This is a genomic window from Pseudomonas sp. EpS/L25, from assembly GCF_001512295.1.
Lineage (GTDB): Bacteria > Pseudomonadota > Gammaproteobacteria > Pseudomonadales > Pseudomonadaceae > Chryseomonas.
Genome location: NZ_LNUP01000016.1, coordinates 193,993 through 207,537, shown reverse-complemented (window position 1 = coordinate 207,537; position 13,545 = coordinate 193,993). Strand labels below are relative to the sequence as shown.

The 13,545-nt window shown below is 63.7% G+C and carries 11 protein-coding genes; 8 read left to right on the top strand and 3 right to left on the bottom strand.

Annotated elements, in window-relative coordinates; translation table 11 throughout:
* Positions 1–49: 49 nt before the first annotated feature.
* Genes AR540_RS21425 through AR540_RS21415 form a run of 3 tightly spaced genes read left to right on the top strand, consistent with a single transcriptional unit; the run spans position 50 to position 4,038 of the window.
* Positions 50–1,321, top strand: a complete 1,272-nt coding sequence (locus AR540_RS21425; protein ID WP_059231926.1) for a YeaH/YhbH family protein — start codon at positions 50–52, stop codon at positions 1,319–1,321.
* Positions 1,318–2,859, top strand: coding sequence for a SpoVR family protein (locus tag AR540_RS21420; protein ID WP_059231924.1), 1,542 nt, complete (start codon positions 1,318–1,320; stop codon positions 2,857–2,859). Before AR540_RS21425 ends, AR540_RS21420 begins: the two co-directional genes overlap by 4 nt.
* A gap of 51 nt (positions 2,860–2,910) precedes the next feature.
* Positions 2,911–4,038, top strand: a complete 1,128-nt coding sequence (locus AR540_RS21415; RefSeq protein ID WP_059231922.1) for a multifunctional CCA addition/repair protein — start codon at positions 2,911–2,913, stop codon at positions 4,036–4,038.
* Between the two features lie 566 nt (positions 4,039–4,604).
* Here AR540_RS21415 and folK read toward each other — a convergent pair.
* Positions 4,605–5,138: a 2-amino-4-hydroxy-6-hydroxymethyldihydropteridine diphosphokinase gene (folK, locus tag AR540_RS21410; protein ID WP_059231920.1), complete on the bottom strand. Its 534-nt coding sequence runs from the start codon at positions 5,136–5,138 to the stop codon at positions 4,605–4,607.
* Positions 5,135–5,488: a dihydroneopterin aldolase gene (folB, locus tag AR540_RS21405; protein WP_059231917.1), complete on the bottom strand. Its 354-nt coding sequence runs from the start codon at positions 5,486–5,488 to the stop codon at positions 5,135–5,137. The genes folK and folB overlap by 4 nt, the downstream gene beginning before the upstream one ends.
* Before the next feature lie 109 nt (positions 5,489–5,597).
* Here folB and plsY point away from each other — a divergent pair, with 109 nt between their 5' ends.
* On the top strand, positions 5,598–6,167 hold the full coding sequence (gene plsY, locus AR540_RS21400) for a glycerol-3-phosphate 1-O-acyltransferase PlsY (RefSeq protein ID WP_059231915.1): 570 nt from the start codon (positions 5,598–5,600) through the stop codon (positions 6,165–6,167).
* Between the two features lie 45 nt (positions 6,168–6,212).
* Here plsY and tsaD read toward each other — a convergent pair whose 3' ends face one another.
* Positions 6,213–7,238, bottom strand: coding sequence for a tRNA (adenosine(37)-N6)-threonylcarbamoyltransferase complex transferase subunit TsaD (tsaD, locus tag AR540_RS21395; protein ID WP_059231914.1), 1,026 nt, complete (start codon positions 7,236–7,238; stop codon positions 6,213–6,215).
* 205 nt (positions 7,239–7,443) lie between these two features.
* On the opposite strand from tsaD, the gene rpsU reads away from it, so the two are divergent.
* The 4 genes from rpsU (at position 7,444) to AR540_RS21375 (ending at position 13,316) form a co-directional block, all read left to right on the top strand.
* Positions 7,444–7,659 (top strand): 30S ribosomal protein S21, encoded by a 216-nt coding sequence (gene rpsU, locus AR540_RS21390; protein ID WP_007159750.1) that lies wholly within the window; start codon positions 7,444–7,446, stop codon positions 7,657–7,659.
* Positions 7,660–7,810: 151 nt separating this feature from the next.
* Positions 7,811–9,718: a DNA primase gene (gene dnaG / locus AR540_RS21385; RefSeq protein WP_059231912.1), complete on the top strand. Its 1,908-nt coding sequence runs from the start codon at positions 7,811–7,813 to the stop codon at positions 9,716–9,718.
* A 77-nt stretch (positions 9,719–9,795) separates the two neighbouring features.
* Entirely contained in the window at positions 9,796–11,649 is a 1,854-nt protein-coding gene (rpoD, locus tag AR540_RS21380) for an RNA polymerase sigma factor RpoD (protein ID WP_059231910.1), read from the top strand.
* 338 nt (positions 11,650–11,987) lie between these two features.
* Positions 11,988–13,316: an integrase family protein gene (locus AR540_RS21375; RefSeq protein WP_059231909.1), complete on the top strand. Its 1,329-nt coding sequence runs from the start codon at positions 11,988–11,990 to the stop codon at positions 13,314–13,316.
* Positions 13,317–13,545: the final 229 nt, after the last annotated feature.

Genomic DNA, 13,545 nt, shown 5'->3' with positions numbered 1-13,545 from the left:
CGCGCCAGACGCGTCGTCGCGGTGTCCTGCAATAGCCCGGAGGGCCTGTATGAGTTATGTCATCGACCGGCGTCTAAACGGCAAGAACAAGAGCACGGTGAACCGTACGCGCTTCTTGCGACGGTACCGCGAGCACATCAAGAAGGCGGTCGAGGAGGCTGTGAGCCGGCGTTCCATCACCGACATGGAACATGGCGAGCAGATCAGCATTCCTGCCCGCGACATCGACGAACCTGCGCTCTATCAAGGCAAGGGCGGACGCCAGACCATCGTCCACCCGGGCAACAAGGAATTCGTCAGCGGCGAGCGCATCCCGCGGCCCCAGGGCGGTGGCGGCGGTCAGGGCCAGGGCAAGGCCAGCAACAGCGGCGAAGGCATGGACGAATTCGCCTTCCAGATCACCCAGGATGAATTCCTCGACTTCATGTTCGAGGACCTGGAGCTGCCCAACCTGGTCAAGAAACAGCTCACCGGTACCGACACCTTCAAGACGGTACGGGCCGGCATCAGCAACGAAGGCAATCCCGCCCGCATCAACATCATCCGCACCTTGCGCGCCTCCCATGCCCGCCGCATCGCCCTCTCGGGCGGCAGCCGCAACAAGCTGCGCGAGGCCAAGGCGGAACTGGCGCGCCTGCGGGTGGAAGAACCCGACAACCTGGGCGATATTCAGGCCCTGGAAGCCGAGATCGAGCGGTTGCGCGCGCGCATCGACAAGGTGCCTTTCCTCGACACCTTCGACCTCAAGTACAACCTGCTCTCCAAGCAGCCCAGCCCCAGTTCCAAAGCCGTGATGTTCTGCCTGATGGACGTCTCCGGCTCCATGACGCAGGCCACCAAGGACATCGCCAAGCGCTTCTACATCCTGCTCTACCTGTTCCTCAAGCGGAACTACGAGCGTATCGAGGTCGTGTTCATCCGCCACCACACCAGCGCCAAGGAAGTGGACGAGGAGGAGTTCTTCTACTCCCGGGAAACCGGCGGCACCATCGTCTCCAGCGCCCTCAAGCTGATGCAGGAGGTCATGGCCGAGCGCTATCCGGTCAACGAGTGGAACCTCTATGCCGCCCAGGCCTCCGACGGCGACAACTGGAACGACGATTCCCCCATCTGCCGGGAGATCCTGACCAAGCAGATCCTGCCGTTCATGCAGTACTACACCTACGTGGAAATCACCCCGCGCGAGCACCAGGCGCTGTGGTACGAATACGAGAGCGTCCGCGGGGCGTTCCCGGACTCCTTCTCGCAGCAGCAGATCGTCTCGGCGGGGGATATCTATCCCGTGTTCCGCGAACTGTTCCAGCGGAGACTCGTGTCATGAAACGTGAGCCCATTTCCACCGGCTCGGAATGGACCTTCGAGCTGATCCAGACCTACGACCGGGAGATCGCCCGCATCGCCAAGCGCTATGCGCTGGACACCTATCCCAACCAGATCGAGGTGATCACCGCCGAGCAGATGATGGACGCCTACGCTTCCGTCGGCATGCCCATCGGCTACAACCACTGGTCCTACGGCAAGCATTTCCTGCATACCGAGAAGCACTACAGCCGTGGCCAGATGGGCCTGGCCTACGAGATCGTGATCAACTCCGACCCCTGCATCGCCTACCTCATGGAAGAGAACACCATGACCATGCAGGCGCTGGTGATCGCCCACGCCTGCTATGGCCACAATAGCTTCTTCAAGGGCAACTACCTGTTCCGCACCTGGACCGATGCCAGTTCCATCATCGACTACCTGGTGTTCGCCAAGCAGTACATCACCCAATGCGAGGAGCGCCACGGCATCGACGCCGTGGAGGAGTTGCTCGACTCCTGCCATGCCCTGATGAACTACGGGGTGGACCGCTACAAGCGTCCCTATCCGATCTCCGCCGCCGAGGAACGTCAACGGCAGAAGGAGCGCGAAGAGCAACTGCAGCGCCAGGTCAACGATCTCTGGCGGACCATTCCCAAGCTGGCCGGCAAGGAGCTGCTCGACGAAGGCGCACGCTTCCCCGCCGAGCCCCAGGAGAACATCCTCTATTTCCTGGAAAAGCATGCCCCCTTGCTGGAGCCCTGGCAGCGCGAGGTGATCCGCATCGTGCGCAAGATCGCCCAGTACTTCTATCCGCAACGCCAGACCCAGGTGATGAACGAGGGCTGGGCCACCTTCTGGCACTACACCCTGCTCAACGACCTCTACGACGAAGGCCTGGTCACCGAAGGCTTCATGTTCGAATTCCTGCAATCCCATGCCGGGGTGATCTACCAGCCAGGCTTCGACAGCCCCTACTACAGCGGTATCAACCCCTACACCCTGGGCTTCGCCATGTTCCGCGACATCCGCCGGATCTGCGAAAACCCCACGGAAGAAGACCGTCGCTGGTTCCCCGACATCGCTGGCAGCGACTGGCTGGCCACCGTCACCTTCGCCATGAAGAGCTTCAAGGATGAAAGCTTCATCCTGCAGTTCCTCTCGCCCAAGGTGATCCGCGACCTCAAGCTGTTCAGCATCCTCGATGACGACCAGCGCGACGAACTGGAAGTGGCGGCCATCCACGACGATGGCGGCTATCGCCTGATCCGCGAACAGCTCGCCGCCCAGTACAACCTGGGCAACCGCGAGCCCAACGTGCAGATCTGGAACGTCGACCGCCGCGGTGATCGCTCCCTCACCCTCAGGCACTTCCAACACGACCGCAAACCGCTGGGCAACTCCACGGACGAGGTGCTCAAGCACCTGCACCGACTGTGGGGCTTCGACATCCGCCTGGAAAGCATGAGGGGCGAAGACATCGCCCAGAGCTTCCACGTCCCGCCGCGTCACGAGAGCCGCGACCACGACCGGCGCCTGGACCTGGCCTCGCCGATCTGAGTCCTGAGCCTCTTTCCGCTATCCTAGACCTCCGCAAGGAGGTCTTTTTCTATGCAAATCTTCAAGGTGGGCGGCGCCGTGCGCGACCGCCTGCTCGGTCGTCCGGTCACCGAAACCGACTGGGTCGTGGTGGGTGCCGATGCCGAAACCCTGGCCGCCCAGGGCTATCGCCCGGTGGGGGCCGACTTCCCGGTGTTCCTGCATCCTGAAACCGGCGAGGAATACGCCCTGGCCCGCACCGAACGCAAGAGCGGGCGCGGCTACGGCGGCTTCACCTTCCATGCCGCACCGGACGTCACCCTCGAACAGGACCTGATCCGCCGCGACCTCACCATCAATGCCATGGCCGAGGACGACGAGGGTCACGTCATAGACCCCTATGGCGGTCGCGCCGATCTCGCGGCGCGCCTGCTGCGCCATGTCTCCCCGGCCTTCGCCGAAGACCCGCTGCGGGTACTGCGCGTCGCCCGCTTCGCCGCCCGCTATAGCACCCTGGGCTTCACGGTGGCACCCGAGACCCTACGGCTCATGCAGAACATGGTCGCCAGCGGCGAACTCGACGCCCTGACCGCCGAGCGCATGTGGAAGGAAATCTCCCGCGCCCTGCTCGAAGACCGCCCGGATGTCTTCATCCGGGTCCTCCGTGACTGCGGCGCCCTGGCCGTGCTCTTGCCGGAAGTGACGGCAGGCCTGGAAGCCGACTCGCCTGAACCAGGCGCGCAGCTCTATGCCATCCTGCGCCAGACCGCCGAGGTACAGGCCTCGCTGAACGTGCGCTGGGCCTGCCTGCTCCTGGAGGTACCGGAGAAACGACAGGCCGCTATCAACACCCGCCTCAAGGTCCCTCGTGAGCCCGCCGAGCTGGCGCTGCTGCTAGCCCGCCATTGGGCCACGGCCCTGCAAGCGGAGCGCCTGACACCGGAGGCCTGGTTCGAGCTGCTGCAGAGCTTCGACGTACTGCGGCGCCCAGCGCGCTTCGACGAATTCCTGCAGGCCTGTGCCTGCGTGGCGGCCACCAGGCCGGACGAAGAAGAACCACGGCTGGCCCTGCTACGCCAAGCGGCGGAGGTACTGCGCGGGGTGGCAGTGCAGCCGCTGGTCGCCCAGGGCTTCAAGGGTGCGGCCCTGGGCGAAGCCCTCAAGCGAGCCCGTATCGAAGCCCTGGCACAGCTCTCTTAGAACCTGTTCACGATCTCCCGAGCTAGCGACAAACAAGGCCTAGGCGGCCCCCGCGAAAATAGCTGAGGAAGCGGAACGGACCCGCGCTCGGGTTGACGAGTGGTAAATGAGCATTGCGGCAGGGCCAACCTAGGCCGGGCTGGCGACCCAGGCCGCTTTCAACACCGTTTGGCCGACGCGCAGCAGATCGTGAACAGGTTCTTAGGTTGACGCTGAGCGCAGCGAAGCCCCCAACGTTGCTGGACCGAGCCCGCTTGGAGCCCTCGTATATCGCGGCCATGGGCCGCTCCTACGGGCACAGGTGTAGCTGTAGGAGCAACTTTCCTATCGCTGTGGGGATACCTCACGTAGCGTGGAAAACGGCGCAGCCTTTTCCACTGGAGACTTGGTGGCGAGGAAGCCCTCACCCCAACCCTCTCCCGAGGGGAGAGGGGGCTATCCGAGCAGGCGTTCGGTTTCATTAACCACGGCAAAGATCACGTCAAACCGGCGTACCTCTTCCTGTAGGAGCGGCCCATGGCCGCGATGCTCCCGGAAGCCGAAGCCGGAAACCCAACAGCAAGGCGCTACGACAGGTTGGCGCCGAGCAACGCCTCCGGTGTGAGATCAATCCCCTGCCAGAGGAAGGACACCGGGCGCAACACCTGGGTGGTCTGGCCACGCATCTCCTGCCACAACTCGTCGAAGCGGCGGCCATCGCTCGGGTGCCGCCGTTCACCGGCCAGCAGCGCCAAGGGCCAGAGCACGAAGGCATTGCGCAGGATCTCGGCCCGCGGCAGGGTCAGGCCGGCGACCTCGCCGCTCAGCTCGCCGTGGAGCAGGATATCGATGTCCAGCGGCAGGCCCTGGCGATCCGGCGCATAGCGCCCACTGCGGGTCTCGATGGCCTTGAGCGCCCGACCCAGGGTAGCGGGATCCAGGTCGGTGTCGCCCGCGACGACCAGATTGAGGAAGGGCGCACTGCGAATGCCCACCGCCTCACTCTCGAACACCGGCGAGCACTGCAGATTGGTCAGCAGCGTCGCAAGCTCATCCAGGGCCATGCCCAGGTGTTGCTCGCGCTGGACGTTGCTTCCCAGCCCCAGGTAGACGCGGGTCACGCCTGGCCTCGCTCGATCTCCACGCCCACGCCACGGGCGGTCGGCACCGCGCCGGGCTTGGTGATGCGCAGGCGCAGCCAGGGCAGGCAGAATTCGGCCTGCAGCAAGGCGGCCAGACGCTCGGCGAAGGTCTCGACCAGTTCGAAAGCCGTTTCATGGGCGAAGGCGGTGATGCGCTCGGCCACCGCCGCATAATTCAGGGTATGTTCGAGTTCGTCGTGCTCGGCAGCCGGACGGATGTCCCAACCCATGGTGAGATCGATGCGCAGGCACTGGCGGATGTCACGCTCCCAGTCGTACACCCCTATCACGGTGTCGACCTCCAGCCCCTCGATGAAAACCTTGTCCACTGCCTTTGCCTCGCACCTTTGCCGTGCTCTGTTGATCGTCGCCGCCGGCCTATCGTCGAGCGGCGGGCTGTCGGTAGAATCGAACCATATTCTGGCGCGGAACCCTACCATGTTCTGGCTGCTGCTCCTGCTGGCCTACCTCCTGGGCTCGCTGTCCTTCGCCGTGCTGCTCAGTCGCCTGTTCGGCACCCGCGACCCGCGTCACGATGGCTCCGGCAATCCAGGCGCCAGCAACATGCTACGCCTGGCCGGACGCAAGCTGGCGCTGCTAACCCTGGCCGGCGACCTGGCCAAGAGCCTCGTTCCGGTGCTCATCGCCCAGCAGCTGGGACTCTCCCCACTGCAGCAGGCCTGGATCGGGCTGGCCGCCGTGGTCGGCCACCTCTATCCGCTGTACTTTCACTTCAGGGGTGGCAAGGGCGTGGCCACGGCGGCCGGCCTGCTGCTGGGGCTCTATCCACCGGCTGCCCTGCTGGGCCTGGTCCTCTGGGCTGCGGTGTTCGCCGCCCTGCGCATCGCCTCCCTGGCGTCGCTGATCGCCGTGCTGGGCATCCTGCCGCTGTTCGCCTGGCAACGCCCGGACCTGCTGGCACCGATGCTGCTGCTCGCCCTGCTCATCCTGATTCGCCACCGGCACAATCTGCGCGCCCTGCGTCAGGGCACCGAGCGTCATTTTTGACCCCGGTGCCGCTTAGGGATTGCCCCGCTACGCCCTCCACCCGTCTCAGAGCGCCGCCAATTGCTCCATGGGCCAGCGCGCCTTGACGGCGATGGCCGGCCCCTCGTGCTGGCCGGCCAGCAGCCGCTGACAACCGGCGTAGGCGATCATGGCGCCATTGTCGGTGCAAAAGCGTGGTCGGGCATAGAAGACGTGACCACCCAGCTCACCGAGCATCTGCTCCAGCGTCTCGCGCAGCGCACGGTTGGCACTGACACCACCGGCGATCACCAGCGACTTGAGCCCGGCCTGCTTCAGGGCGCGCTTGCACTTGATCGCCAGGGTCTCGACCACCGCCGTCTGGAACGCCAGGGCGATGTCGCAGCGGGTCTGCTCGCTGTCGTCACCGGCCGCCTGGCAGCGCTGCCAGGTGGTGAGGGTGAAGGTCTTCAGGCCGCTGAAGCTGAATTCCAGACCCGGCCGATCGGTCATGGGCCGCGGGAAGACGAAGCGACCCGCCACGCCGCGCTCGGCCAGGCGGGCGATCTCAGGTCCGCCCGGATAACTTAGCCCCAGCAGCTTGGCGGTCTTGTCGAAGGCCTCGCCGGCGGCATCGTCCAGGGATTCGCCCAGCACGGTGTAGCGGCCGATGCCATCGACCTGCACCAGCTGGGTGTGGCCACCGGACACCAGCAGGGCGACGAAGGGAAACTGCGGCGGTGTCTCTTCGAGCATGGGCGCCAGCAGATGGCCTTCCATATGGTGCACGCCCAGGGCCGGTACGCCCCAGGCCAGGGCCAGCGCCTGGGCACAGGCCGCCCCCACCAGCAGGGCGCCGACCAGACCGGGGCCGGCGGTGTAGGCGATGGCGTCCACCTCGTCCGGGCGGCTGCCCGCCGCGCCCAGCACTTCGCGGATCAGCGGCAGCATGCGTTTGACGTGATCGCGCGAGGCCAGCTCCGGTACCACGCCGCCATAGACGCGGTGCAGATCGATCTGGCTGAACAGCGCATCGGCCAGTAGGCCCCGTTCGCTGTCGTAGAGCGCGACGCCGGTTTCATCGCAGGACGTTTCCAGTCCCAGAACACGCATGGAGATAAGCCTTCGAGGGTATAGAATGTCAGGCTGCGCATGATAAGCGCCGCTTCCAGCACCGGCCAGCGCTTTTCGTCCGCCGGGGCTTGGCAGCAGGGCGGTTGAAGCGTTACTATCCGCAACCCTTAAAAACCGACGCTTCCCGTGCCCTTTTGCCGCTAGCGTTGGATTAAACCTCGGTAAATTTGAAGGTACGACCTGGATGCCCAACGTCAAAGTCAAAGAAAACGAACCCTTCGACGTAGCGCTGCGTCGTTTCAAGCGTTCCTGCGAGAAGGCCGGTGTACTGGCCGAAGTTCGTAGCCGCGAGTTCTACGAAAAGCCCACCGCCGAGCGCAAGCGTAAAGCTGCCGCCGCGGTCAAGCGCCACGCCAAGAAAGTACAGCGCGAGCAGCGCCGTCGCGAGCGTCTGTACTGAGTTACAGCGCTCTCCTGGCGTCACAAGCAACCCGACCTCTGGTCGGGTTGTTCGTTTCTGGCATTCCCACTTCGCCCTAGACACCCGCTGGCGCTAGACTGCCCTCCTCGCTCCACCTTCCGCCACTCGCTCCTCCATCCAGACGCAGACCATGGCCGGACTCATCCCGCAAGGCTTCATCGACGACCTGCTCAACCGCACCGACATCGTCGAGGTGGTGGGCGCGCGGGTGAAGCTCAAGAAGGCCGGCAAGAACTGGATGGCCTGCTGCCCCTTCCATAACGAGAAGACGCCCTCCTTCAGCGTCAGCCCCGACAAGCAGTTCTACTACTGCTTCGGCTGCGGCGCCGGCGGCAACGCCCTGGGCTTCATCATGGACCACGACAACCTCGAATTCCCCGAGGCGGTCGAGGAGCTGGCCAAGAAGGCTGGCGTGGACGTACCGCGCGAAGAGAGCGGCGGCCGGCGCAAGCCACGGCAACCCACGGATTCGCCGCTCTACCCGTTGCTAGCTGCCGCTGCCGAGTACTATCGCCTGGCGCTGCGCAACCATCCCAAGCGCCAGGCCGCGGTGGACTACCTGAAGAAGCGCGGCCTCACCGGCGAGATCGCCCGCGATTTCGGCCTGGGCTTCGCCCCACCGGGCTGGGACAACCTGGGCAAGCACCTGGGCGGCGACGACCTGCAGCAGAAGGCCATGCTCGACGCCGGCCTGCTGGTGGAAAACGCCGAGAGCGGCAAGAAGTACGACCGCTTCCGCGACCGGGTGATCTTCCCGATCCGCGACAGCCGTGGCCGGGTCATCGCCTTCGGCGGCCGGGTGCTGGGCGACGACAAGCCCAAGTACCTCAACTCGCCGGAAACCCCGGTGTTCCACAAGGGCCAGGAGCTCTACGGGCTGTTCGAGGCGCGCAAGCACAACCGCGACCTGGACGAGATCCTCGTCGTGGAAGGCTACATGGACGTCATCGCCCTGGCCCAGCAAGGCATCCGTAACGCCGTCGCGACCCTGGGCACCGCCACCAGCGAAGAGCACATCAAGCGGCTGTTCCGCATCGTGCCGAGCATCCTGTTCTGCTTCGACGGCGACCAGGCCGGTCGCAGCGCCGCCTGGCGCGCGCTGGAATCGGCCCTGCCGGTGCTCAAGGACGGCTTCCGCGTACGCTTCCTCTTTCTGCCCGAGGGCGAGGACCCGGACAGCCTGGTGCGCGCCGAGGGCGCGGACGCCTTCCAGGCGCGCTTCGTCCAGCAGGCGCAGCCGCTGGCCGAGTATTTCTTCCAGCAACTGATGATCGAGGCGGACCCGGCCACCCTGGAGGGCAAGGCACACCTGGCCACCCTGGCAGCCCCGCTGATCGAGAAGATTCCGGGCAACAACCTGCGCCTGCTGATGCGCCAGCGCCTGAGCGAGCTCACCGGCCTCGGCAACGACGCCCTGAGCCAGCTGGCACCGGCCGCCCCGCCGCAGGACGCCCCGCCCATGGACTATGGTGACTACGCCTACGCCCATGCCGAGGAAGCGCCGGCACAGCAGCAATGGACGCCACGCCGCGATGGCAAGGGAGGGCGCGACGGCAAGGGCTGGAAAAAGGACTTCAATGGCAAGGGCGGCGGTGAACGTATCCCGCGCCAGCCGCCGGTCAAGGTGGAAACCCCCGTACTGGCCGCGCTGCGCAGCCTGCTGCATCACCCGACCCTGGCCCAGGCGGTGCAGGATGCCCGCAACCTGGCCGAGGAAAGCGATCAGTACGCCCAGCTATTGGTCGCCTTGGTCGAGGCGCTGCAGAAGAAACCGGGGCAGAGCACCCTGGCACTCATCGCTCGCTGGCACGGCACCGAACAGGGACGGCTCTTGCGCGCCTTGGCGGAAAAAGAATGGCTGATCGCCGGCGATAACCTTGAACAACAGTTTTTCGACACCATAACGAGGTTAGCCGCCAGCCAGCGTGATCGCTCGCTGGAGCAACTCCTACGCAAGGCGCGACAGAGCGAGCTGAGCTCCGAAGACAAGGACCGCCTACGCGAACTCCTTAGCCGTCCAGCGGGCACCGTGACCTAACTAGCACGGACACCGTCTAACCGGCTATAATGTTCAGCTTATTTTTGCCCGCCTAAGCCTTCAGTGGAAGGGTACCTATGTCCGGAAAAGCGCAACAGCAATCCCGTCTGAAAGAATTGATCGCCCGTGGGCGTGAGCAGGGCTACCTGACTTACGCGGAGGTCAATGACCACCTACCGGAGGATATTTCAGATCCGGAACAGGTGGAAGACATCATCCGCATGATCAATGACATGGGGATCAACGTATTCGAGACCGCGCCGGACGCCGATGCCCTGCTGCTGGCGGAGACCGATACCGACGAAGCCGCCGCCGAAGAAGCCGCCGCCGCCCTGGCCGCGGTGGAGAGCGATGTCGGCCGCACCACCGACCCGGTGCGCATGTACATGCGTGAAATGGGTACCGTGGAACTGCTGACCCGCGAAGGCGAGATCGAGATCGCCAAGCGCATCGAGGAAGGCATCCGCGAAGTCATGGGCGCCATCGCCCAGTTCCCGGGCACCGTCGACTACATCCTCAGCGAATATACCCGCGTCACCACCGAAGGCGGGCGCCTGTCCGACGTCCTGGCCGGCTACATCGATCCCGACGACGGCAGCCTGCCGAACGAGAGCGAAGAGCTGCCCGTCCCGAACAAGGCCACCGATGCCAAGGCCGTGGACGACGAGAAGGACGAAGAGGAAGAGAGCGACGACGCCGAAGAAGAAGAAGGCGACGGCGGTCCGGACCCGGAAGAAGCCCGCCTGCGTTTCGGTGCGGTCGCCGAGCAGTTGGACAAGACCCAGAAGGTGATGAAGAAGCACGGCCGCGACGATGATCGCACCGTGGAAGAATTCGTCGCCCTGGCCGTGCTGTTCTCGCCGATCAAGCTGGTACCCAAGCAGTACGAAGCCCTGGTGACCCGCGTCCGCGAAGCCCTGGAACGTGTTCGTGGCCTCGAGCGCGCCATCATGCAGCTCGCCGTGCGCGATGCCCGCATGCCGCGTGCCGACTTCCTGCGCCACTTCCCGGGCAACGAGACCAACACCGACTGGACCGCCGGCCTGCTCAAGGGCAAGCCCAAGTACGCCGAAGGTCTCGAGCGCTTCCAGGCCGACATCCAGGCCAAGCAGACCCAGCTGGCCGAGCTGGAGCGTGACTACGAGCTGAAAGTCTCGCAGATCAAGGACATCAACCGCGCCATGTCCATCGGCGAGGCCAAGGCCCGTCGCGCCAAAAAGGAGATGGTCGAGGCCAACCTGCGTCTGGTGATCTCCATCGCCAAGAAGTACACCAACCGCGGTCTGCAATTCCTCGATCTGATCCAGGAAGGCAACATCGGCCTGATGAAAGCGGTGGACAAGTTCGAATACCGCCGTGGCTACAAGTTCTCCACCTATGCCACCTGGTGGATTCGCCAGGCCATCACCCGCTCCATCGCCGACCAGGCGCGCACCATCCGGATTCCGGTGCACATGATCGAGACGATCAACAAGCTGAACCGGATCTCCCGCCAGATGCTGCAGGAGATGGGCCGCGAGCCGACCCCGGAAGAGCTGGGCGAGCGCATGGAGATGCCCGAGGACAAGATCCGCAAGGTGCTCAAGATCGCCAAGGAACCGATCTCCATGGAGACGCCCATCGGCGACGACGAGGATTCGCACCTGGGCGATTTCATCGAGGACAGCACCATGCAGTCCCCGATCGAAGTGGCCACCAGCGAAAGCCTCAAGGAAGCCACCCGCGACGTGCTCTCCGGCCTCACCGCCCGTGAAGCCAAGGTGCTGCGCATGCGTTTCGGCATCGACATGAACACCGACCACACCCTCGAGGAAGTGGGCAAGCAGTTCGACGTCACCCGCGAGCGTATCCGCCAGATCGAAGCCAAGGCCCTGCGCAAGCTGCGCCACCCTTCCCGCAGCGAACACCTGCGCTCCTTCCTCGACGAGTAAGGCGCCCTCGCTGCACCACAAACCGGAGCCCAGGCTCCGGTTTTTTTATGCCCGACAAGGGTTTGGCGATCCTCCCCCACCCCGGTATACTCCACCGCGCTATAGGGCCTATAGCTCAGTTGGTTAGAGCAGAGGACTCATAAGCATCTAGAGTGGCATTTCGCAAGCCCTTGCAGGCGCTGGGAATGCTCACTATTCTTGCGCTAAGTCATTGTTCTGGAATGACTTTCCAGTGCGCCACAATGCACTGGACTTGGATGGGCTGCGATCAACTTGTAGCCCGCGTGTAGCCTATGTGTAGCCTGGGATTGGCTGCGCGTAGCCTAGAGGAGTCCAAGATGCCCAAGCTCACACAGTCCTTTGTAAAGTCCCTGCCGCCGGCCGCGGCTGGGGAGCAAACGCTGTACATGGACGACGAATTGACCGGCTTCGGTCTGCGCGTTTCAGCGACCAAAAAGGTGTTCTATCTCCAGGTCCGCGTCGGCAAAAAAGTGCCGAAGCGGAAGCTCGGAGAGTACGGCCCCATGACTGTGGACCAGGCGCGAAAGAAAGCCCTGCTCTTGAAAGCGCAGTTACTGGACGGCAAAGATCCCTACGCCGAGCGTGAGCGAGGCCCTATCGACGCCACGCTCGGAGAACTCTTCCTGGAATACCGGAACGAGGTCTCGCATCGGCCCAATACCAAGAAGAGCATTAACGCAGCCATCAAGCACTTCGGTGGCCATGAGGGGCAGGCGTTCAAGAGCACGCCAGACGGCAGATCGCATGAGACGGTCGAGATCGTGAAGGTCGTGCTGCCCAATTGGCTCAAGCGCCCATACCGCGAGATCACACAGGATGAAGTGCTAGCACGCTTCGATGTAGGCTCACGCATGCTTGCCAAGCGTCGGCGCGGTGGCCAGCCGGCACCCATAACCCGCACCATCAATCAGCACTTCAAGTATCTCCAGGCTGCCTACAACTACGCGATCAGCAAGCATCGTCTGGCCGACGTGGGTTTCTCCAATCCGGTTGCCATCCTCAAGACTGCCCGGCGCTGGAGCCGGATGAACCGGCGTAGCGGATTTCTCGATACGACGAAGCCCTATTTCGTGAAGTGGTGGTATGCCTGCGAAGCGTTGAAGCCAGTAGTGGCCGACTACATCCTGTTCACGCTCATCACGGCTAGCCGTTCTATTGAGTCCGCGACACTGCGGTGGAGCACCGACGTGGATTTCAAGAAGAACGAGGTGACATTCCGGGACACCAAGAATGGTCAGTCCTACACCTTTCCGCTCGCGCCGCTGGCGCGCACGATCTTAGAGCGGCGCTACGCGGCGAGGATCAACGACTTCGTGTTCGGCTATGCCAAATCGAAGACGGGTCATGTGGCCTGTCCACCGCAGTACCACATCAAGCTCGTTCGGGAAGCATGCGATCACTCGTGGTCCATGCACGACCTGCGACGCACCTTTACCACCACGCTGACGCGCCTAAACGTGCATGCGTTTACGATCGCGCACCTGATGAAGCACTCGACCAATAGCTCGATGACGTTTTCCTACGCGCCTCCCACACGGGAGCAGCTACTGGAAGCCCTGACTACGTTCGAGGATCACCTGTTGGAGCAGGTACGGCCTTCAGCCAGCAATGACGAAGCCGTAGTTTCAGCCACCGCCGCTGCTTGAAGGCATTCGGGCAATGCCGTCTGATACTGCGTTCACACGGCGGAGCGGTCGTATCGTCGAACGTGTTGCCAGGCTCGTAGCAAGTGGCCACATACCGTCCATCATGCGAGCCCCGCTCGCCTAGCCAATCATCGAAGCGATCTAAGCCACCTTGAATCGACGTACAACCAGTAAGTGCCACCATAAAAACGGTAGCTGATGATACTCGGAGAATGCGGGATAGATTTAG